This is a genomic window from Bradyrhizobium lablabi (genome assembly GCF_001440475.1).
Taxonomy (GTDB): Bacteria; Pseudomonadota; Alphaproteobacteria; order Rhizobiales; family Xanthobacteraceae; genus Bradyrhizobium; species Bradyrhizobium lablabi.
In genome coordinates, this window is record NZ_LLYB01000070.1 from 18361 (window position 1) to 40378 (window position 22018).

At 63.4% G+C, this 22018-nt stretch carries 18 protein-coding genes; 12 read left to right on the plus strand and 6 right to left on the minus strand.

What is annotated here, in order from left to right; genetic code table 11:
- The first annotated feature begins 340 nt into the window (after positions 1 to 340).
- From CQ14_RS17345 to CQ14_RS17355, 3 genes are all read left to right on the plus strand, one after another.
- Positions 341 to 2158 carry an extracellular solute-binding protein gene (locus CQ14_RS17345; protein ID WP_057859070.1) on the plus strand — a complete coding sequence of 606 codons (1818 nt, stop codon included), beginning with the start codon at positions 341 to 343 and terminating at the stop codon, positions 2156 to 2158.
- A 91-nt stretch (positions 2159 to 2249) separates the two neighbouring features.
- Entirely contained in the window at positions 2250 to 3755 is a 1506-nt protein-coding gene (locus tag CQ14_RS17350) for an AMP-binding protein (RefSeq protein WP_057859071.1), read from the plus strand.
- A 90-nt stretch (positions 3756 to 3845) separates the two neighbouring features.
- Positions 3846 to 5081 carry a hypothetical protein gene (locus tag CQ14_RS17355; RefSeq protein ID WP_057859072.1) on the plus strand — a complete coding sequence of 412 codons (1236 nt, stop codon included), beginning with the start codon at positions 3846 to 3848 and terminating at the stop codon, positions 5079 to 5081.
- A gap of 132 nt (positions 5082 to 5213) precedes the next feature.
- On the opposite strand, the gene mfd is transcribed toward CQ14_RS17355, so the two are convergent.
- Both mfd and CQ14_RS17365 read right to left on the minus strand, forming a co-directional pair.
- The gene (mfd, locus tag CQ14_RS17360) at positions 5214 to 8732 is read right to left on the minus strand and encodes a transcription-repair coupling factor (protein ID WP_057859073.1); all 3519 of its coding nucleotides are present in this window, start codon (positions 8730 to 8732) and stop codon (positions 5214 to 5216) included.
- Entirely contained in the window at positions 8729 to 9019 is a 291-nt protein-coding gene (locus CQ14_RS17365; protein ID WP_057859074.1) for an FAD assembly factor SdhE, read from the minus strand. Before CQ14_RS17365 ends, mfd begins: the two co-directional genes overlap by 4 nt.
- A 510-nt stretch (positions 9020 to 9529) precedes the next feature.
- Between CQ14_RS17365 and CQ14_RS17370 the strand changes: the two genes are divergently transcribed.
- The 5 genes from CQ14_RS17370 (at position 9530) to recG (ending at position 14786) form a co-directional block, all read left to right on the plus strand.
- A complete protein-coding gene (locus CQ14_RS17370; protein ID WP_057859075.1) occupies positions 9530 to 10015 on the plus strand; it encodes a hypothetical protein in 486 nt (161 codons plus the stop codon).
- Between the two features lie 297 nt (positions 10016 to 10312).
- The gene (locus tag CQ14_RS17375; protein ID WP_057859076.1) at positions 10313 to 11506 is read left to right on the plus strand and encodes an RNA ligase RtcB family protein; all 1194 of its coding nucleotides are present in this window, start codon (positions 10313 to 10315) and stop codon (positions 11504 to 11506) included.
- Positions 11503 to 12126 carry a peptide chain release factor H gene (gene prfH, locus CQ14_RS17380; RefSeq protein ID WP_057859077.1) on the plus strand — a complete coding sequence of 208 codons (624 nt, stop codon included), beginning with the start codon at positions 11503 to 11505 and terminating at the stop codon, positions 12124 to 12126. Before CQ14_RS17375 ends, prfH begins: the two co-directional genes overlap by 4 nt.
- Before the next feature lie 99 nt (positions 12127 to 12225).
- Complete coding sequence (locus CQ14_RS17385) at positions 12226 to 12642, plus strand: hypothetical protein (RefSeq protein WP_057859078.1); 417 nt, start codon at positions 12226 to 12228, stop codon at positions 12640 to 12642.
- A 35-nt stretch (positions 12643 to 12677) separates the two neighbouring features.
- Positions 12678 to 14786, plus strand: coding sequence for an ATP-dependent DNA helicase RecG (gene recG / locus CQ14_RS17390; RefSeq protein ID WP_057859079.1), 2109 nt, complete (start codon positions 12678 to 12680; stop codon positions 14784 to 14786).
- Here recG and CQ14_RS17395 read toward each other — a convergent pair.
- From CQ14_RS17395 to glmS, 3 genes are all read right to left on the minus strand, one after another.
- Positions 14738 to 15721 carry a dihydrodipicolinate synthase family protein gene (locus CQ14_RS17395; RefSeq protein ID WP_057859080.1) on the minus strand — a complete coding sequence of 328 codons (984 nt, stop codon included), beginning with the start codon at positions 15719 to 15721 and terminating at the stop codon, positions 14738 to 14740. The genes recG and CQ14_RS17395 overlap by 49 nt on opposite strands.
- 37 nt (positions 15722 to 15758) lie before the next feature.
- The gene (locus CQ14_RS17400) at positions 15759 to 16544 is read right to left on the minus strand and encodes a DUF502 domain-containing protein (RefSeq protein WP_057859081.1); all 786 of its coding nucleotides are present in this window, start codon (positions 16542 to 16544) and stop codon (positions 15759 to 15761) included.
- A 191-nt stretch (positions 16545 to 16735) separates the two neighbouring features.
- Complete coding sequence (gene glmS / locus CQ14_RS17405; protein WP_057859082.1) at positions 16736 to 18562, minus strand: glutamine--fructose-6-phosphate transaminase (isomerizing); 1827 nt, start codon at positions 18560 to 18562, stop codon at positions 16736 to 16738.
- A gap of 622 nt (positions 18563 to 19184) precedes the next feature.
- Between glmS and CQ14_RS43635 the strand changes: the two genes are divergently transcribed.
- Together CQ14_RS43635 and CQ14_RS17410 are read left to right on the plus strand one after the other, a co-directional pair.
- Positions 19185 to 19499 carry a hypothetical protein gene (locus CQ14_RS43635; RefSeq protein WP_156435095.1) on the plus strand — a complete coding sequence of 105 codons (315 nt, stop codon included), beginning with the start codon at positions 19185 to 19187 and terminating at the stop codon, positions 19497 to 19499.
- A gap of 14 nt (positions 19500 to 19513) precedes the next feature.
- Positions 19514 to 19756, plus strand: a complete 243-nt coding sequence (locus tag CQ14_RS17410) for a hypothetical protein (RefSeq protein WP_057859083.1) — start codon at positions 19514 to 19516, stop codon at positions 19754 to 19756.
- 42 nt (positions 19757 to 19798) lie between these two features.
- Here the strand turns inward: CQ14_RS17410 and CQ14_RS43640 are convergent, their stop codons facing one another.
- Positions 19799 to 20044 carry a hypothetical protein gene (locus tag CQ14_RS43640; protein ID WP_156435097.1) on the minus strand — a complete coding sequence of 82 codons (246 nt, stop codon included), beginning with the start codon at positions 20042 to 20044 and terminating at the stop codon, positions 19799 to 19801.
- 552 nt (positions 20045 to 20596) lie between these two features.
- Between CQ14_RS43640 and CQ14_RS43645 the strand changes: the two genes are divergently transcribed.
- Together CQ14_RS43645 and CQ14_RS17420 are read left to right on the plus strand one after the other, a co-directional pair.
- Positions 20597 to 20875 (plus strand): hypothetical protein, encoded by a 279-nt coding sequence (locus CQ14_RS43645; RefSeq protein ID WP_156435099.1) that lies wholly within the window; start codon positions 20597 to 20599, stop codon positions 20873 to 20875.
- 282 nt (positions 20876 to 21157) lie between these two features.
- Positions 21158 to 21364, plus strand: a complete 207-nt coding sequence (locus tag CQ14_RS17420; RefSeq protein WP_057834369.1) for a hypothetical protein — start codon at positions 21158 to 21160, stop codon at positions 21362 to 21364.
- Positions 21365 to 22018: the final 654 nt, after the last annotated feature.

Genomic DNA, 22018 nt, shown 5'->3' on the forward strand with positions numbered 1-22018 from the left:
CGACAGTGCCGAGGCCGCCAACAGGGCCAACATCTGCCCACGCGGCCGGACCGAGCCGGCCAAGATACGGAAATTCATTGCGGAAAACCCTTTCTGAACCGGAGCGCCCGAAACCGCTGCAGACGCCGACACCTCTACCCGCGCTGAGGCGGCTATCTCGTTGGCAATTGAGGCGGATACGTGACAGTCGTTCCCGCTGGCATCAACTGCCCGCCTTCAATACAGCGGCGGCCGAAAAGATCAATGCCGACAGGCATCTTTGGTGTTCCCCGCAGGCCGGGGCCAAAGCCTATGGTAAAGCTTTTAGGTGCGCATTTTCGAATCAAATCCCTGCCCGCCAATGACCGCTTTCAGGCATATCCGTCTGCGTGTGCTGATCTGCATCACCCTCGCGTTGGGTGTGGCGCCGCTCAGCGCCGCAAAAGCGACCGAAAGCCACGCGCTGGCGATGCACGGTACGCCCGCCCTGCCCGCCGATTTTGCCCACATGCCCTATGTCAATCCGGATGCGCCGAAGGGTGGGCGGCTGGTCTGGGGCGTTCTTGGAACTTTCGACAGTCTCAATCCCCTGATCGTCCGTGGCATCGCCGTTCAGCAGATGAGGGGTTATGTCGTCGAGAGCCTGCTGACGCGCGGCAACGACGAGGCGTTCACGCTCTATGGCCTGCTCGCCAGGAGCGTCGAGACCGACGACGCACGCAGCTATGTTACCTTCCGCCTCGATCCAAAAGCGCGCTTCGCCGACGGCAAACCGGTTACGGCAGAGGACGTGCTGTTTTCGTGGACCCTGCTGCGCGACAAGGGCCGTCCCAATCACCGCCAGTACTATTCCAAGGTCGCAAAGGCCGAGGCGCTCGACCCGCTCACGGTGCGCTTCGATTTCGGCGGCACCAACGACCGCGAACTGCCGCTGATCCTCGGCCTGATGCCGGTCCTGCCCCGGCATGCCGTCGATCCCGCCACGTTTGAGGAAACCACGATGACCGGGCCGGTGGGTTCCGGTCCCTATCGCGTCACGTCAGTCAAGCCGGGGGCCAGCGTTACGCTGACCCGCAATCCCGACTATTGGGGCCGCGACCTGCCGGTAAATCGGGGCCTATGGAACTTCGACGAGATCAGGCTCGACTTCTACCGCGAGTCCAACGGCCTGTTCGAGGCGTTCAAGCGCGGCCTCTTCGATTTTCGCGTCGAGCACGAACCGCTGCGCTGGCACGAAGGCTACGACTTTCCGGCAGCCCGCAACGGCGAGGTGATCCGCGACACCATCAAGCCCGGAATGCCACAGCCATCGGAATTCCTGGTGTTCAACACGCGGCGTCCGGTGTTTTCGGACATCCGCGTGCGGCAGGCACTGACGCTGCTGTTCGATTTCGAGTGGGTCAACCGCAATTATTTTTTCGGGCTGTATGCCCGCACGCCGGGCTTTTTCGCGGGATCCGAACTCTCCGCCTACACCCGCCCCGCCGACGCGCGCGAGCGCGAACTCTTGCAACCGTTCGCCGAGCGCATCCGCCCCGATATTCTCGACGGCACGTATCGCCTGCCCGTCACCGATGGATCGGGCCGCGATCGCACGACGTTGCGCCAGGCGCTGAACTTGCTGTCGGAGGCCGGCTACGATCTCGATGGCGCCGTGCTGCGGCAGCGTTCGACCAGGACGCCGCTCACCTTCGAAATCCTGGTGACGACGCGCGACCAAGAGCGGATCGCGCTGTCCTATCAGCGCGACCTCAAGCGCGCCGGCATCGAGGTCAGCATTCGCGCCGTCGATCCCGTGCAGTTCGACCAGCGCCGGCTCGGCTATGAGTTTGACATGCTGCAGAACCGCTGGGATCAATCGCTGTCCCCCGGCAACGAGCAGTCGTTCTACTGGGGCAGCCAGGCCGCCGACATTCCCGGTACGCGGAATTACATGGGCGCCAGGGAGCCCGCCATCGATGCGATGATCGCCGCGCTGCTCGAGGCGCGCGAGCGTCCGGCCTTCGTCTCCGCGGTGCGGGCGCTCGATCGCGTCTTGATATCGGGCTTCTACGCAATTCCGGTGTTTAACGTGCAGGAACAATGGATCGCGCGCTGGAATCGGGTAGAACAACCTGTGGCGAACGCGTTGACGGGCTATCTGCCGGAAACCTGGTGGCAGAAGCCGGAAGCGAAGTGAATTTAGTTGCGTACCCAAGTAGCTTGCCAAGTATCCTGCTGAGTATCTTGTCCAACTGACGCAACCCTCGTGATAGAGCCGAAATAACGCCGTGACCCAGCCGACCGCTTCGCCGACGCTCGATACGCTATTCAAACGGAACCTGGCACGACAGCCGGACGCGCTGGCGCTGGTCGATCCCCCCAACAAGCAGCGCATCACCGGCCAGCCGCCGAAACGTCTTACCTTCGCGCAGGCCGACCGCATGATCTCGTCGCTGGCCGCGCACTTCATCGAGTCCGGCTTGCCGTCCAATTCAGTGATCGCGGTTCAGCTGCCGAACACCATCGAATTCGCGCTCACCGTGCTCGCCGCCTACCGCGCCGGCCTCGTCGTCGCGGTGCTGCCGCTGCTCTGGCGACAGTCGGAATTGACCATGGCGCTCAACCGCACTGCCGCACGGGCGATCGTGACCTCGGGCAAGGTCGACGGCGTGATCTATTCGGATATTGCCATGAACGCTGCCGCCGAAGCGTTCTCGATCCGCCATGTCTGCGGCTTCGGCAATGATCTGCCCGAAGGCATGGCCTCGCTCGACAACGCCATCTTCCGGGAATCCCCGACCACGCGCGCCGTAATCCAGGACGGCCGCAAGGCGGCGCTGATTTCCTTCGACGTCACCGCCGACGGCTTCCGGCCGGTCCCGCGCGCCCATCTCGGCCTGATTGCGGGCGGGCTTTCCATGTCACTCGAAAGCGACGTGCCGCAGGGCGCCACCATCCTGTCGGCCTTCTCGCCGATGTCGTTTGCCGGCCTCGCCTCCTCGCTGGCGATCTGGCTGCTGTCCGGTGGAACACTGGTGCTTCACCACCCCTTCGACGATGAGGTGCTGGAGCAGCAGATCAACGAGCAGTCCTGCGACACGCTGATTGCGCCTGCCCAACTGGCGCTCCGGCTGGACGAGCTGGACCTCGCCGCACGGATGCCGAGCCTGCGCAATGTGATTGGCCTCTGGCGCACGCCGGAACAGGTCGGCTCCAGCGCGGGCTGGTCCGCGCAACAGGCGACGCTGACGGATGTCTATCTGTTCGGCGAGGCCGGATTGTTCGGCGCCCGCCGGATCGCAGAGGACGGCTCGCCGGCCCTAATCAAGCCCGGTCCGCACGGCGCGCCGCGCGATTTGCCGGGATCGTCGATCGCGGGCGACATCCTCGTGACGCCGCGCGGCACGTTGGGATTGCGCGGCCCAATGGTGCCGGTTGCAGCTTACGCCCCGCCTCCGCCGCCGAGCGACTCCCTGATCGCGTCACCGCCGCGCGACTATGTCGACACGGATTATGCGGCGCGGCTGGACCGCGTCACCGGCGCAGTCCATATCACCGCGCCGCCGTCCGGCGTCATGGCCGTCGGCGGCTACCGGTTCCTGGCGCAGGATCTGCAGGAATGGGCACGCCGGCTCGGCCAGGGCGCGCTCCTGACCGCGTTGCCGGACCGCATCAGCGGCCACCGGTTGGCGGGGCGCGCCCTCGACAACGCGCGCGCCCGGGACGCACTGACAGAACTTGGCCTTAACCCCTTGATGGTGGAAGCATTTCGGGATCGGAGCAACGCCGCCTGAGACGTTGCTGGTAGGCGCGCGTTGACGCCGCATTAAGTGCCGCGAACTAGGATCGCGGCTTCCTTTTGTGCGTCTGATCCGAGTTCTCCGATGTCCCAGCAAGGCCCGATCCTCGTCGTATCCAGCGCGAGCCGGCCGTCTTTTGCCGCCACGCTCGATGGCGCAGGACTGTTTCCCGTGGTCGAGACCGGGTTGGCGGATGCGGCGCGCGCAGTCGAGCAGGTACAGCCGGCCGCCGTACTGGCCACAGCATTGGAGACCGATGCTGCCGGACTGGCAGGCCTCGCCACGCGGGTCGGGGCGCGCCAGCCCTATCTGCCGTTGATCGCGGTGGACCCGCAGATTGCCTATCCCGACAACGTCATTCCCTTCTTCCAGAGCCACGCCCAGCAAGCCGGCTCCGACCGGCTGATGGCCCGCGTGCGTGCCGCGCTGCGCGTGCGGGCGTTGCATGCGACCGTGATGCGCCGGCTGGTGCCGGCAGCGCCGATGACGCTGTCGCAGATCGACTCGGCGCGCGACGCTACCGTGCTGCTGATCGGCCGCGGCGGCGCCTATCCCGCACTGTCGGTCGCGCTTGGCGAGCGCAGCGGCGTGGTCGGCGCGCTCTCGATCGAGGCGGCGGCGAAGCATCTCAACACCAGAGACATTGACGGCATCGTGCTCGGCGAAGGATTCAGCCTGCGTGTCGTCGACGCCTTCCTCACCGTGCTGACGGAGGATGCCCGTTTCCGCAACCTCCCCGTCGCCGTGACCGCAGGCGATCTGGCGCCGGCCTATGATTTGCCGAATCTCGAGATCGTTTCCGGCGATGCCGCCCAAGTGGCAACGATTGTGCTGCCGCTGATCCGCCAGCACGCCTTCGAAGCCCATCTGAGCCGCACGCTGAAGGCGATCGACGCCGACGGCCTGATCGACGCCCGAACCGGGCTGCTCACGGCGGAAGCCTTCGAGCGCGACTTTGCCAGCGCCGTCTACCAGACCCAGCAGCGCGGCGGCGGATTGTCGGTCGCGCGCTTTGCGTTCGATCCCGACCATCCCCGCGCGCAATTCGACGGCGCGCGGATCATCAGCCGCCTGATGCGGCGAATGGATTTTGGCGCCGCGCAGGACGACGGCTCGGTGGTCGTGGTGTTCGCCGAGGCCGACCTGAAGACGGCCCATGCCGTCGCGCGGCGGCTGTCGAGCGTGATGCGCCATACCAGCCACGGCCAGCGCGACGCTCGGTCGGAGCCTTCAGTGACGGTCGCAACGCTGCTGCCGAACGATTCCGCGAAGTCACTGCGATCGCGGCTGCACGAAGGCGCACAGCGCGCGGCGTCGTAGAGAGAACCCACGATCTATCCCCGTCATTGCGAGGAGCAAAGCGACGAAGCAATCCATGGCTCCGCACCTGCGGCAAGATGGATTGCTTCGCTTCGCTCGCAATGACGGAGAGAGCCCGCGCGCCGCGCCCGCCTACGCCGCCTTCTTGCTCTCGGCGAGATTGGCGAGCTGCCGCAGGATCTCGGTCGTGCCCATCAGCCGCTCTTCCGGCGTCTTCCATACCTGCAGGAACACCACCTTCATGTCCGGCCGCACCTTCGCGGCCTGGCCGTGCTGGCGGATGAAGAGGACGAGCCGATCCGGCTGCGCGAACTTGTTCTCGCGGAAAGTGATGACCGCGCCCTTCGGCCCGGCATCGACCTTCTCGACATTGGCTCTGCGGCAATAGGCCTTGATCGCGGCGACCTTGAAGAGATAGCGGACTTCGTCCGGCAGCACGCCGAAGCGGTCGCGCATCTCGGCGCCGAAATTGTCGATCTCCTCGTCGGTGTCGAGATCGGCTAGCCGCCGGTACAGCGACAGCCGTACCGCGAGATCGTTGACGTAATCCTCGGGGATCAGCACCGGCATGCCGATGGTGATCTGCGGCGACCAGCGGTCGGCGACAGGCTCCGCCACGCCGGCCTTGAGGTTGAGGATCGCCTCCTCCAGCATCGATTGGTAGAGCTCGAAGCCGACTTCCTTGATGTGGCCGGACTGCTCCTCGCCGAGCAGATTGCCGGCGCCGCGGATATCGAGGTCGTGCGAAGCAAGCTGGAAGCCGGCTCCCAGCGTTTCCAGCGACTGCAGCACCTTCAGCCGTCGTTCGGCTTGTCCAGTGATCTTCTGCTGCGCCGGCAGCGTGAACAGCGCATACGCCCGTAGTTTCGAGCGCCCTACCCGTCCGCGCAACTGATAGAGCTGCGCCAGGCCAAACATATCCGCACGGTGCACGATCAGCGTATTGGCGTTCGGGATGTCGAGGCCGGACTCGACGATGGTCGTCGAGAGCAGGATATCGTACTTGCCGTCATAGAACGCCGACATGATGTCCTCGATCACGGTCGGCGGCATCTGGCCGTGGGCGACCGCGACTTTCATCTCCGGCACATTCTTGTCGAGGAAGTCCTTGACGCTGGCGAGGTCCTCGATCCGCGGCACCACGTAGAACGCCTGCCCGCCGCGATAGCGTTCGCGCAAGAGCGCCTCGCGGATCATCAGGGGGTCGTGCGGCGCCACGAAGGTGCGCACCGCGAGACGGTCGACCGGGGGCGAAGCAATGATCGAAAGATCGCGCACGCCGGTCAGCGCCAGCTGCAGCGTACGCGGGATCGGGGTGGCGCTCAATGTCAGCACATGCACCTGCGCCCGCAACTGCTTCAGCCGCTCCTTGTGGCTGACGCCAAAGTGCTGCTCCTCATCGACGATCAATAGGCCGAGGTCGCGGAACTTGATCGACTTGCCGAGCAGCGCGTGGGTGCCGACCACGATGTCGACATTGCCTTCGGCGAGCCCCTTCTTGGTCTGCGTCAGTTCCTTGGCCGGGATCAGGCGCGAGGCCTGCGCGACATTGACCGGAAAGCCTCGGAAGCGTTCGGCAAAATTCCTGCTGTGCTGCCGCGCCAGCAGCGTGGTCGGCACCACGACAGCGACCTGCTTGCCATCGAGCGCCACGGCAAACGCTGCCCGCAATGCCACCTCGGTCTTGCCAAAACCGACGTCGCCGCAGATCAGGCGGTCCATCGGCCGGCCACTTTCGAGGTCTTTCAGCGTGGACGTGATGGCGCCAAGCTGGTCCTCGGTCTCCTCATAGGGGAAGCGCGCGCAGAACTCGTCATAGACATGCGGCTGCACCGGCATTTTCGGCGCTTCGTGCAACTGCCGCTCGGCCGCGATCTTGATCAGTTCGCCCGCGATCTCGCGGATGCGGTTCTTCAGCTTGGCCTTGCGCGCCTGCCAGCCGCCACCGCCCAGCCGGTCCAGCTCCACACCGGTCTGCTCGGACCCGTAGCGCGACAGCAGTTCGATATTTTCGACCGGCAGAAACAGCTTCGTTTCCGCGGCATAATGCAGTTCGAGACAGTCATGCGGCGCGCCGCCGACCTCGATGGTCTGCAACCCGACGAAGCGCCCGATACCATGCTCGACATGGACCACGAGATCGCCGGTCGAAAGGCTCGTGACCTCGGAGATGAAGTTGTCGAGCTTGCGGCTCGATTTGCGCTGCCGCACTAGGCGGTCGCCCAGGATATCCTGCTCGCTGATGACGGCGAATTCGTCGGTCTCGAAACCGCTTTCCATGCCGACGACAGCCAGCATGGCCTCGTTGCGCGGCGTCGCCTGCACCGTACGCCAGGTGTTGACGCTGGTGATATTGGCAAGCTTGTGATCCCTGAGCATGCTCGCCATGCGGTCGCGCGAGCCTTCGCTCCACAGCGTGATCACGACCTTCTTGCGTTGCGCCTGCAGCGCCAGCACATGCGCTACCACGGCTTCGAACACGTTGACCGTGGTGTCGGCGCGCTCCGGCGTGAAATTACGGCCCTGCCGCGCGCCGGCGTCGAATACCTCGCTGCTGCCTTCGGGCACGGCAAACGGCGTCAGCCGCGCCACTGCGGCGTCGTTCAGCCGCGTCGTCCATTCGGTTTCCGTCAGATAGAGCCGGTCCGGCGGCAACGGCTTGTAGATCGCGCCCGACCCCGGATGCTCCAGCGCCTCGCGCCGTGCTTCGTAATAATCCTGGATCTGCTTGAAGCGTTCGCGCGCGGCATCCTCGCTCTGCGGCTCGATCGCGATGGGCGCGCCGTCGAGATAGTCGAACAGCGTGTCCATCCGCTCCTGGAACAGCGGCAGCCAGTGCTCCATGCCGGGATGGCGACGGCCCTCGCTGACGTCCTCATAGAGCGGATCGTCGCGCTGCGGCGCGCCGAAGGTCGCAACATAGCCCATGCGGAAGCGCCGGATGGTCTCGGTGACGAGCTGGAATTCGGAGATCGGCACCAGATCGAGCGCACGCATGTCGAGCAGCGTCCGTTGCGTTTCGGCATCGAACGTGCGGATCGATTCCAGGCTATCGCCGAAGAAATCGAACCGCACCGGCTGGTCGAGCCCGGCCGGAAACAGATCGAGGATGCCGCCGCGCACGGCGTATTCGCCGGGCTCGCGCACGGTCGAGGAGCGGTTGTAGCCGTTGTGCTCCAGCCAGGCGACGATCGAATCCATCGGCACCACATGGCCGGGCGCAACCGACAGTGCCTGCGCCGCCACCACCTCGCGCGCGGGGACACGCTGCACGATGGCATTTACGGTGGTGAGCACGATCAGCGGCTTGTCGCTGCCCTGCAGGCGCGACAGCCGCGCCAGCGTGGTCAGGCGCTGCGCCAGGATGCCGCCGTGCGGCGACACCCGGTCGTAGGGCTGACAGTCCCAGGCGGGAAACTGCATCACTGGCAGGTCGGGCGCGAAGAACTCCAGCGCCCGCGCCAGTTGCTGCATGCGCGGACCGTCACGGCAGACGACCGCAAGGCTCACGGCCGGCGGCTTCGGCCGCGCCGCCACCGCACGCGCGAGGTCCGAGACGACCAGCCCCTCGGCGCCTTCGGCGACATTGGCAAAGGTCAGCGCGCGGCCGGGGGCCAGCAGCGCGGCGGGCGATTTGACAGGTGCCTTCATGCGTCGTGATCCACGGCGCGAAACGCCTTGATGCGCTCGAACAGCGCGGTCGCATATTCCGGATCGAGCGGCGTGTCGCCGATCAGCGCGGCATAGAGATCGGGATCGGGTACCTCGATCAGGCGTTCCAAGTCAGCCAGTTCGTCATCGCGCATGTCAGCTATCTCGGCATCCGCAAAGCGTCCGAGGATGAGGTCCATCTCGCGGGTACCGCGATGCCAGCAGCGAAACAAAAGCCGCTTGCGGCGGTCATCCAGGCCACCGCTCGATCGTGTCGTACCTGTCATTTCCCTGTCCCATCCGAACGCCAAAAGCCCGGACGTGCCGGGCGGGGTTGATATAGCGGGCGTAGCGGCGAATGTCAGCCCCGTAGCTGTCCGAATTATCGATTGAATGTCAGTGCGAGCGACCAAGCAATCCAAGAACAGGAAGAAATCAAAATGGATTGCTCCGTCGCTGCTCGCCTTACGGCACTATTGCTTCCACCGCATCCCGTCAGGATCCCGATACGCCCCAGCATGACGGGCCGACCACATAGGGATGGTTTGGGACGAACGGAATTAGGATTTTTTGCGCAGATGGCGCCGGACGGGTGAAAACAAATTGAGCCAGTCCAACGACGTTCTTATGATCGTAGAGCGCAATACCGCAGCCTATTGCGCAAAGTAGCATGCGGGAATGGTGGATGATGTCTTCGGATCAATCCACCCGGCATCTACGACTTGTCCGCTTGGCTGCCGTCACCTCGGCAAGCAAATTTCATCACCTCATCCATTCGCCCGGACAAGACTTCAGCCATGCTTTTTCTGGGCGCTCATCGTCTGCAAATCATACGTGCACTTCTACGGGCAGCGCTCGTCCTATTCGTCCTCTCGCTCATCTTACCGTCGGTTTCGAAACAGCAGAATTTTCGCTTGGATCTCTGGTGCAAAGCTCCCGTGTGGGAGCCGGGATTTGGGTTCCTCTTGTTTGGACCGCTTGGCTTCCTGGACGCGCAATTTGGATGGATCGCAAATCCGTTGATGCTTTTTGCGGCACTAATCAAGATTCGCAAGCCCGGCTTTGCATTACCCGCTGCCATCCTTTCGGCCGCCATAGCGGCCGTTGCCTTCACTGTCTTCACTGCATTTTCGTACACCCGTGACTGGCATGATGGCGGCGTAGGCATAACGGTGTGCGGCTTTGGTCCGGGCTACTATCTCTGGCTGGCCTGCTCCATTCTTGTGTTGATTGCGACACTGTTGAAGGTAGCCAGGCGATTTGACGCGTCGAGGCAGGAATGAGGCGGCATCGTGTGGACCGATGTGCGGTTATCCCGGATAAATTCGAACCACGATGAGGGACGCAGCGACAAAGCGGGGCTTGCGGCTTTTTCGTTTCGCCGTTATGTGTCCGCCCGATCGATAGCCGATTGGGCACGATCATCAGGGAGAAGGCTCGATGACATCGTCTCGCCGCCCCGTCGAGGGCATCGCCTGAGGGCGTGTGCGTTAGCCACGCTGCTTGGGAAACCACGCGCTTAAGTCAGCGAACGCTGGACTGTGCGCGTCGACGATTCCAGATCTCTCGAAAGTTTTCCAATGGGCACTTTTCCCAAAGTGGACGGCTGCGCGCCGATCCACGTCTTCGCCTCGTCCAAATCCTGGATCGAGGGCAATGCTACACTACAACTGCAACAGGTGGCCGGATTGCGCAGCGTCCGCGCGGTCGCCGCGATGCCGGACCTTCATCCCGGCAAATACGGCCCGGTGGGCTGCGCCGTTCTGTCTGATCTCATTCACCCGCAACTGGTCGGCTCCGACATCGGCTGCGGCATGGGGCTGTTTCAGCTTGATGTCGCCGCGCGCAAGCTGCGGCTCGATCAACTGGCCGGGCGCTTGCACGCGCTCGATCAGCCATGGGATGGCGACACCGGCAACGTCCTGGCTGACGCCGGCCTTCACGTCACTGCGTTCGATGCTTCGCTGGGCAGCATCGGTGGCGGCAACCACTTCTGCGAATTCCAGGCGATCGAGGAAATCCTTGAGCCTGACATCGCAGCGCTGGCCGGGCTCGACCGCGACCATGCCTATGTCCTGGTCCATTCCGGTTCGCGGGGCCTCGGCTTCTCGATCCTGGAGCGAGAGATGCGGAATGGACAGGCGACGCTTGATCCCGCGAGCGAAGACGGCAGCGCTTACATGGATGCGCATGACCACGCGGTGCAGTGGGCCAGGCTCAACCGCCGCATCATCGCCGAACGCGCGGCCGCCGCTGCGCGTGCGGACCTGCGTGCTGTGAACGATCTTGCGCACAACATGGTCGAGCGTCAGGCCGATGCGGGCGGCAACGTGATGGCGCTGCATCGGAAAGGTGCAGCGGCTTCCGATCGCGGCCTCGTACCGGTGCCGGGATCGCGCGGGACGTTGTCGTATCTGGTGGAGCCGCTGGCGGCGATGCGAACCGATGCGCTCGCCTCCCTCGCCCACGGTGCCGGTCGCAAATATGACCGCGCCTCCATGCACGGCCGTATCAGGGTCAAGAAATCCGACGTGGCGCGACTGGAGCGCAATCCCTATGGCGGCATCGTCGTCTGCGGCGATCGCGGCTTGCTCGCGGAAGAGGCGCCGGAGGCCTACAAGAACATCGAGCGTGTCATCGCCGATCTCATCGAGTTCGGACTGGCGCGCGTGGTGGCGACATTCCGGCCGCTCGTGACGTTCAAGAAGGCGCAGTCCAGCGTCGCGCTCGGTGCGGCCCGACGGGAGAAATCCTGGAAGGAGGATCGCCGATGATCCGGCTTCTCTTCACCAGCGGGCGCGGCCCGGCGGAATGCCGGATCGCGGTTCGGAAGGCTGTTGCAGCACTCGCGGCGGAGGCAGCGTCGCTCGGCCTTGAAACCGACTGCGTAGAAGGCCCCAGCCCGGACAAGCATGGTCCGGGCTCGGCCATCGTCGTAGTCCATGGCGAGGCCGCGACGGCGTTCGCACGGCCGTGGATCGGCGCGATCCAGTGGGTGGCGCAAAGCCCGGTTCGGCCGCATCACAAGCGCAAGAACTGGTTCATCGGCGTTGTCGAGCTTCCGGCGCCGCCGGAAGCACCGAAGGCGCTGGCGGCGCAGGATGTCCGCTTCGAAGCCTTCCGTGCCGGCGGCCCCGGCGGCCAGCATCAGAACAAGACCGAGAGCGCCGTGCGCGCGACGCACATCGCGAGCGGCCTCTCCGTCGTGGTGCGGGAGGAACGCTCGCAGCACCGCAACAAGGCGCTGGCGCTGGAGCGGATCGCGGCGCTGCTCAGGCTGCAGGGTGAGATGGCGGCGATCACCGCGCAGAGCGATGCGCACGCCGCGCATGACCGTCTCGAGCGCGGGCGGCCGATGAAGCGGTTCAAGGGCGAGGCATTCCGGGCGTATTAGTATAGATTAACGGCAATGCCAGAGGCACTTCATGGCGAAATGCATCGCGTTGTGTCGCTATAGCTGCCGCCTCACTGCCCTGGAACGCGGGATTGTACAATGACGAACGTGGTACAGGTTTACGACTATCGGTTTTCCAACCCCGAATATGAGATTATGCGCTTTCGAGTGCGAATTTCCGAAATTGCAAAGTCCCTTGGGTTTGAGGTCGAGAGTTGGGATGACCAACTTGGTCCAGCTCAAGGCATGTGCCTCAGGCTTCCCACGGGACGGGTGGTCGTATTTCTTGAGCTGCAACACTCAATCACTTACCACGGCGAGAAAGGGCCATACGTCCAGGTCGATGCCGCGTTGCTTGCGGAGTTCGGCGTTGAGCCTTTGATAGACGAAGTGCTGACGGGTCTCGGTTTATCGGATCAATTGGTTGATTGGCGGGCAACAAGCGAACAGAAGCAACATGCGATTGATGCCATGAAATGGGCGGCACCTCACAAAAAAGGAAAAGGAATGACTTGATGCCACCTGCAATGACGTCGAACTAGATTGTCGCTATGCGCCCCACCCTGCTCAACCCCTTGTTTGCATCGGTCACGACCCTTCCAGGCGTCGGGCCGAAGCAGGACAAGCTGCTGCGCTATCTGCTGTCGCGCGATGAGACGCCGCGGCTGGTCGATCTGCTGTTGCACCTGCCGGCGAGCGTGATCGACCGCCGGGCGCGGCCGAAGATTCGCGAGGCGGCGCAGGGAACCGTGGTGACGCTGGAAGTCACCATCGACCGCCATCGCCCGCCACCGCCGCGCAATTCGCGCGCGCCCTATCTCGTCTATGCCTCGGACGATACCGGCGACGTGGTGCTGACGTTCTTCCGCGCCAAGCCCGGCTATGTCGAAAAGCTGCTGCCGGTCGGCGAAAAGCGCTACGTTTCCGGAACGCTGCAGATGTATGACGGCATCCCGCAGATCGTGCATCCCGACCGCGTCGTCGATGAGGCGGCATTCTCAAAATTGTCCGGCATCGACCCGGTCTATCCGTTGACGGAAGGTCTGGCGTTGGGATCGCTGCGCCGGGCGATCGCGCAGGCGCTGCAGAAGCTCCCCGAACTTCCCGAATGGATCAGTCCGGAAGTCATCCGCCGCTGCAGCTTTCCGTCGATCCGCGAGGCGCTGAACCGCGTGCACGTGCCGGTCGAACTCACGGACATTTTGCCTGATGGCCCATTCTGGTCCCGGCTGGCGTTCGACGAATTGCTGGCCGGCCAACTGGCGCTGGCGCTGGTGCGCGCGCAACTCCGGCGGCCGGCCGGCGACCGCAACGCCGGCGACGGCCATTTGCGCCACAAGATCATCGACGCGCTGCCCTATGCGCTGACAGCGTCACAGCGCGAGGCGATGGCTGCCATCGCCGAAGATCTGCGCCAGCCGGTGCGGATGCTGCGGCTGCTGCAGGGCGATGTCGGCTCCGGCAAGACGGTAGTGGCGCTGCTGGCCGCGGCTGCGGTCAACGAGGTAGGCAAGCAGGCCGCGCTGATGGCGCCGACCGAAATCCTCGCGCGCCAGCACATCAAGACCATCGCGCCGCTGGCCGAACGCGCCGGCTTGCGGGTTGCCATCCTGACCGGCCGCGAGAAGGGCAAGGAGCGGCGCGAGATTTTGGCGCGGCTCGAAGCCGGCGAGATCGATTTTCTGGTCGGCACCCATGCGCTGATTCAGGACGACGTGATCTTCAAGGCGCTGGCGCTGGCCGTGGTCGACGAACAGCACCGTTTCGGCGTCCGCGAACGCCTTGCGCTCACCAACAAGGGCGAAGCCGTCGACGTGCTGGTGCTGAGTGCAACGCCGATCCCGCGCACGCTGGTGCTGACCTATTTCGGCGACATGGATGTCTCGGAGCTGCGGGAGAAGCCGGCCGGCCGACAGCCGATCGAAACCCGCGCGGTCCCGGCCAGTCGCCTCGACGAGGTCGTCGATGCCGTTGGTCGCGCGCTCAAGGCCGGCAAGCTGGTCTACTGGATTTGTCCGCTGGTCGAGGAATCCGAGGCCGAAGGGACCGAGCACCTCACCAACGCCACCGAGCGTTTTGAGAAACTGCAGAAGCGATTTGGTGAACGCGTCGGCCTCGTACATGGCCAGATGAAGGGCACGGAGAAAGATCGCGTGATGGCCCAATTCGCCGCGCACGAGATCGGGCTGCTGGTGGCGACCACGGTGGTCGAGGTCGGCGTCGACGTTCCGGCCGCGACTATCATGGTGATCGAAAACGCCGAGCGCTTTGGGCTCGCGCAATTGCATCAGCTGCGCGGCCGGATCGGGCGCGGCTCGGAGGCGTCTACCTGCCTTCTGCTCTACAAGGAGCCGCTCGGCGAAATGTCGAAGGCGCGGCTGAAGGTGATCCGCGAGACCACCGACGGCTTTCGGATCGCCGAGGAGGACCTGAAACTGCGCGGCGAAGGCGACGTGCTCGGCATCCGCCAGAGCGGCCTGCCCGGCTACCGCATCGCCCGCTCCGACGTCCACGCCCAGCTGATCACACAGGCGCGCGACGAGGCGCTGCGGATCATGAAGGACAACCCGAAACTCAGAGGCGAGCGCGGCGAGGCGCTGCGCTGCCTGCTTTATTTGTATGAGCGCGACGAAGCCGTGCCGCTGATCGGCGCGGGATGACGCGCCATGGCGTCGGCGATGCGACCCCGATAGAGCTCGGTGCCCTCGACGATCTTGTCGAGCAGATCCTCCAGCGCCCAGAATTTCTCGTGGACATCGAAGGTGACGGCGCGGCTGTCGGTGCACTCGAATGTACCGAGACGCTGGTGGTAGAGCTTTGCCAGCTTCGGATAGCCCATCGGTTCGGCCATCGCCGACAGCGCGAGAAAAACCGAAAGCTCGTCCGCCAGCTCGGGATGGCGGCCACTCTCGGTCATCAGCCACTTGTAGAGATCGGGATGGAAGTTCGTGAACACGCCGGTGAAGCCGCGTGAGCCCCCTTCCATCGCATCATAGGCAATTGCCGCATTGGCATTGACGATGGCAAGCGGCGTCCCATGCGTCAGCACCACCCGGCGCATCACCGTTTCGAGGTCGCAGGAGACGTCCTTGAGGATGACGAAGCGGCCGCTATGCGCGCAGAACATCAGTTCGTCGTCGCTGAGCAGACGGCGATAGGGCGCCGGGCACTCATAGAGGCCGAGCGGAATTTGCTTCGGCAGCCGGTCGAGCAGCCATTTCAGATCGTCGATGAACTTCGTCCCGCCTTCCTGCCTGGCGTCGAGACGGTTGGTGACCAGCACCATGCCGTCAACGCCTGTTGCAGCAATCGCGGTCAGTTCGGAGAGCTGATCCTCCAGGCTTTCGCTGATGTGGCCGGAGGCGATGACGGGGACGCGGCCGGCGGCGGCCTTCTTGACGAAAGCGGCGAGCTCGACGCGTTCGCCGAGCGTGAGGAACTGCATCTCGCTGGACTGGCAGACCGCAAACAGCGCGTCCGAGCCATTGTCGATGTACCATTCCACCAGCCGGCCGAGGCCGGGATAGTCGATCCCGCCGCTTTCGGTGAACGGCGTGATCATCACGGGAATGATGCCCTGGATCTTTTTCTTCATGTTCGGCCTGTCTATGACGGCGGAGAAACGTCGCGCCCTACTCCACCTTCACCTTGGCCGGAGCCGGCTGCAGCGCGGCGGCGGAATTGGCGACGCGCGCGGCGTTCGCCATGCCGGCCAGCGCGGCGTTGCGTTTCTGCGGGTCGGAGCCGGGCTGCACCACGCCGGCCGACATGATCAGGGTCGCCGCGTCCTCGGTGCTCATGTCGACTTCGATGATCTTGCTCCTGGGCACGTAGAAGAAGAAGCCCGTGGTCGGGTTCGGCGCGCAGGGCAGGAACACCGAGATGTGCTCCTCCTGGCCGGGAAGCTGGCTGGCGATATTCGCGCTCGGCGACTGCGAGATCAGGACGATCGACCACATGCCCGGCGAGGGAAACTCGACGAGGCCGACCCGGCGAAAGCTCGAGCCCTTGCCCGAGAACAGCGTTTCGAACACCTGCTTCAGGCCGCGATAGATCGCGCGCACCACCGGCATGCGGCCGAGCAGCCGTTCGCCGAGATCGACCAGCGTCCGCCCGATCAGATTGGCGGTGAGAAAACCCAGCATCGTCAGCGCAAACACCGCGACGATCAGCCCGGAGCCCGGCAATCCGAACGGCAGGTAGGTTTCGGGCCGGTAGGCCGTGGGCACGAACGGGCGGACGATGCTGTCGACCCAGTTCACGAACCACCAGGTCAGGTACAGGGTGATGGCGACCGGCCCTGCGACAATCAGTCCGGTCAGGAAATAGTTCCGGAAACGGGCAACCAGCCCGGCGTGGTGCTCTTCCGGAAGGGGTTCCTCCGGAGGCGCGGTCGGGGGCAGTTCTTCGCGGTTCATCGTGGTTCCAGGTCGGAGCAGCCGGCTTGATCCCAGCTAAGCCATCCTAGCAGGTTTTTGAAGACCCAGCGTGACAGCCAATGGACTTGACTAGAGCCTTTTCCGTTTCAATTGAATCGAAACGGAGCTCTAGATTCCTATTTTGACGCGTTTTCTTGACGCGAACCGGGTCCACTTCGCTGGAAAACGCTCTATTCGACCGTTACCGATTTGGCGAGATTTCGCGGCTGATCCACGTCCGTGCCCATCACCACGGCGGTATGATAGGCCAGCAGTTGCACCGGGACGGCGTAGACCATCGGCGTGAACGTCGCCGCCATGTCGGGCAGCACGATCGTGACCAGTGATTCGATGGTGGCTTCTGCCGCCCCCTTGGCGTCGGTCATCAGGATGATGTTGCCGCCGCGCGCCGCGACCTCCTGCATGTTGGACACGGTCTTCTCGAACACCCGGTCGTGCGGCGCGATCACCACGACCGGCATGGTCTCGTCGATCAGCGCGATTGGCCCGTGCTTGAGTTCGCCGGCGGCGTAGCCTTCGGCGTGGATGTAGGAAATTTCCTTCAGCTTTAGCGCGCCCTCGAGCGCCAGCGGATAGCTGGTGCCGCGGCCGAGATAGAGCACGTCCTTGGATTTCGAGATGTCGCGGGCAAGCTTCTCGATCTGCGGCTCGATGGTCAGCGCCGCCGCCATCAGGCGCGGGATCTCGACCAGGCCATGGACAAGCTTGGCTTCATCCTCGTCGGACAATTCGCCGCGCGCCTTGCCGGCGGCGACCGCGAGCGAGGCCAGCACCATCAACTGGCAGGTGAAGGCTTTTGTCGAGGCGACGCCGATTTCGGGACCGGCCAGCGTCTGCAGCACGGTCTCGCTTTCGCGCGCGATCGTCGAGGTCGGCACGTTCACCACCGACAGGGTGTGGGCGCCCTCGCCCTTGGCGTAGCGCAGCGCGGCCAGCGTGTCGGCGGTCTCGCCGGACTGCGAAATGAAGATCGCAAGATCGCCCTTGCGCAACGGCGCCTCGCGGTAGCGGAATTCGGATGCGATATCGATTTCGACCGGCACCCGCGCCAACCGCTCGAACCAGTATTTGGCGACGTAGCCGGCAAGGTTCGCGGTGCCGCAGGCCGTGATCGAAATGCGCTGGATATCCTTGAAGTCGAACGGCAGCGTGACCGGCAGCATCACGCGCTCGCTCGCCATGTCGATATAGCGCGCCAGCGTGTGGCCGACCACTTCCGGCTGCTCATGGATTTCCTTGGCCATGAAGTGGCGGTAGTTCGCCTTGTCGACCAGCGAGGTCGAGGCTGAGTGCTTGACCGCGTCGCGGTGAACGATGGCGTTGTTCTTGTCGTAGACGGTCGCGCCCTTGCGCGTCAGCACCACCCAGTCGCCGTCCTCGAGATAACTGATCGTATCGGTGAACGGCCCGAGCGCGATCGCATCCGAGCCCAGATACATTTCGCCGTCGCCGTGCCCCACCGCCAGCGGCGGGCCGTTGCGCGCGCCGATCATCAGGTCGTCGTCGCCGGCGAAGATGAAGCCGAGCGCGAACGCGCCGCGCAGTTCCGACAGCGCCGCCCTCACCGCCTCGACCGGCTTGACGCCCTTCTGCAGAAAGCTGTCGACGAGATGGAGCACGATCTCGGTGTCGGTTTCGGTCTTGAACACCGTCCCCTTCTTTTCGAGCGCCTCGCGCAGCTCGCGAAAATTCTCGATGATGCCGTTGTGAACCACGGCGACGCGCTCGGTCGCGTGCGGATGCGCGTTGTTCTCGGTCGGCTTGCCGTGGGTTGCCCAGCGCGTATGCCCGATGCCGGTGTGCCCCGAGAGCGGTTCGGCTTGCAGCCGCTTTTCGAGGTTCTTCAGCTTGCCCTCGGCGCGGCGGCGCGCGAGGTGATCGCCTTCCAGCGTGGCAACGCCGGCGGAATCATAGCCGCGATATTCAAGCCGCTTGAGTGAGTCTACCAGGAGCTCCGCGACCGGAGCTTTTCCAAGAATGCCAACAATGCCGCACATGCGGTTCAATTTCCCCAAATCGACGAATAGCGTCGCAACCCGCTCATCTCTTAACGAGAAATGAAGTCCGACTGATACTCAATAATTATTGCGGATTGAGACAGCCTTAAGCGGAAAGCTTAATGGGTAGCCAAACCGGGGATTAGTCATACCGGGCCACCAGCCCCTCATGGTGAGGAGCGCGGAACGCGCGTCTCGAACCATGAGGTCCCGACCGTGGCCTACATCCTTCGAGACGCCCGCTATGCGGGCTCCTCAGGATGAGGGTTCGACGGTTATCAGATCAGTAATCACATCCGCGAGGCCCACGGAATACGGCTCCGCGATCTCGCGGCATGATCTGCCCGAGGCCTGACCTTGGTTCCCTCCAGAGAGAGGGAGCAGGGAATGCCGGATGCGCGCTGCACCCGCGGTCTCGCGTGCAATGTGAAGTAAGGAAACGCACACGAGCATACAGGTTCAGCGGAGGCAATCCGGCATTCCCTGCGCAAGGAAGTATATAGACGAAAAACACTTCGCTAAATCAAAATGATAAGGCAGATGTGTCGCCATTTGTGCCGCGATCCGCCAGAGCTACAATTTGCTGTGAAAAATTTTCGTGAATCACCGACGGTGAAAGGCAATGACCAAGATCCTGACGGCCCTGCTGACACTCGCGACGATGACCGGCGCGGCCGCTGCTCGCAATGACGGCTTTCCGTTAGGTTGGATATACATTCCGACAGCCGACCTAGATTGCAATAAGGGACGTTGCGATATCATGGCGGCAACAGTCGAAGCGCATTCCCGACCGGATAAGAAGTCTCCCGTTGTTGCCACTCTCAAAGGCGGAACAACCGCCGCACTTGTTCAAGACAATGTTCCTTACAAATGGAATTTTATCGTCTTGAATTGTTCGGCCGTCCGGAATGACGACGGGTCGTTATCGTGCAAATAGATTAATGGGGTGGCATGACTAAGATTCTGTTCGCCCTCACCCCTGCCGCGCTCGCCACCAAGGTCTCGGCGCAACAGCGCACGTTCTACGACGCCACCGGAAAGATCGTCGGCCGCTCCTCGACCGACAGCCAAGGCACGGTCACTAACTACGACAGTCGCGGCCGGGCCATCAGCCGCGAGACGACGAGCAGCGGCACGACGACGGTGTACAACGCGAGCGGTCGCAATGTCGGAAGGTTCACGACCAAGCGCTGAAGGCAGACGGGACAATTGTCCCACCCCACCTTCTAGCGCGTGTCATCGAGCGATGCGCGAGATGATGGATAGCGGCGCAGCACTGACACTGGTCAACGAGAAATTCGGCCTCGTCGTGCCAGTCGACGACATTTGCATTTGGCGGCAACCCCAGCTCAGCCTTCTCCCTTCCGTTATGGGTGGCGGGTATTCAACAGCGGTGATGATGGCCTCTGGCGGTGCGACCGTTTCCAGCACGACGCTGCCTTCACTCATGACGCGATAGGTCTCCGCGAACTGTTCGGCCATCGCGAGATTCGAGGTCCAGGAGATGCCGTAGGCAGCGCGCCGTCGCTCCAGCGCACCGACCCCGCGATAGAGCCGCGGCCTCGCCGTAGCTTCCAGATCGGCGTGTCACGCGCCCTGCGGATAGCACCAACGGCAAGCTCGCCCATGTCTTACATCGGCAGCATTCGATCTCCAGCCAGCCGTAACCGCTATTCAGGCATTGGCCTATCGTTGGAGACGGCTGGGCGGGGCCGCCATAGCCTTCCATGCGGACGGACCACGCTTCTCCCGGCACACAACTGTTTAACCATCCGTTAACCATGGCTATTCATGATGCTGCCCGTGTGTGTTCGCGACGAGTTGAACTACATGGCGCAGCGTATTTCCAGAGCGTCAGTTGTTGGGGATGAGGACGCCCCGAGCTTTCCCTCCCCGCTGGCACCAGACGAGGGAGCAACAGCCCTCGATCTGGTATATCAAGCGGCGATGTTTTCCGCGGCATGGAGAAGCACGCCCGCGAGACCGAAGCCCGCGCCCAGTCAATTTGCGCGAGCGCCTTAGAAGGATTGCGGCTTGCCGAAATGCGAGCGGAGGCCGCCCGAGCGAGCACAACGTGAACTCATCGTCACCGCCGAACGCAAGCTGCAACATGCGTGCCGAGCGCTGGAACAAGCCCGGTCCTGTATTGAAGCTCAGAAGGATAAGTTGACGGCCGTAGAGCTTCGCGCCGAAGTTGCTGAAGCCGATGCACGACGAGCAAAGGAGGCGCTCGCGCTCGTTGAAGAGGCCATTCGCAAGCGTCTGCTTTGCGCAAACCCGGATGCCGATGTCAGGTTGACAGCGGTAGCCTGATCCATCGCGACTGCCATTGTTTACTGGGTGCTGCCGGAGGCAGGCGCGGCACGAGCGAACACCCTGCTGTGAATTTGACGGCAGCCGCCTCCCCTAGGTCCACCATTTGAAAACGGACGGCGCATGGCTCGCGGTTTAAGTACGAGTGTATCGCGCGCGCCAATTCAAAATGACAAAGCTGAACGATAACCAGCTATTAACCAAGTTGGATTATCTGGAGAGTTGGGCATTCGGGGCGCGTGTGCTGGCTTGCGGGCCAGCCGGTAGTGTAGGCGTGGACCCATGGCCCTTGACCCCGAAGAGTTCGTCACCCTGACAGATCACGGTTCGATGAAACTGCGCGCGGCCGTATTGCGCGCGATGACGTTGCTGCCCAAGGAGCGCAAGCGGACAACAATCGTCCGCGAGGGTGAACCGGCGATCCTGAATTTCGAGCAGATCAAAAACCTTGCGGCGCAGTGGGACGAACGGCTCGTGCCAATCGACTGACTGGTTTCCCTACGACGAAACTCGCTATCGAGTGCGGCTGGCTTGGAATGCACGAATCCGGGACCTTCGTGACCTTCACTTCAGCCGGCGCTGAGGTGTTCACCTAAAACACCCGATGGGTTGAGTTTTTGGTCCGCCCAACGCGTCGCGCGGGCGTCTTGCATCGATAGCTAGTTGGGCGGGAATAGCACGTAAAGCACGAGTGCGACCACCGCCGCCGCGGTGACGACTTCCAAGACGATCGCGGAATGAGATCGCTGCATCGACGGAAGCCCTCCAGTAAAGGATAGCCCCGGCGCGGGCCCACGTGACGCCGGACTTCCCGCACGAAGACGGAACTTTAAGAAACGGCTCTGACGGGGCTGGGGGCTGATATGCCAGAGCCGTCCCTCAAGGTGCGCCCATCCGAACGCCGAATCAGAATACCGGGATAAAGTGGCAAAACCGTGCACCCCGAGCGCGGGAAACTTGGCTCGAGGAAAACGATCCCCGAAGGCGTGGTGTTTGAGTACGAGGTTCTGGAATGAAAGAGGCCGCCAACTGAGGCGGCCTTACTAGCCATCCAGCGCGCGCAATCGCGCGCTGGAGCAGCTTGTCCCTCTACTTCTTCATGCCGGAGTCGCGTTGATTTTTCTCATATAGCTCGCGGTCAGC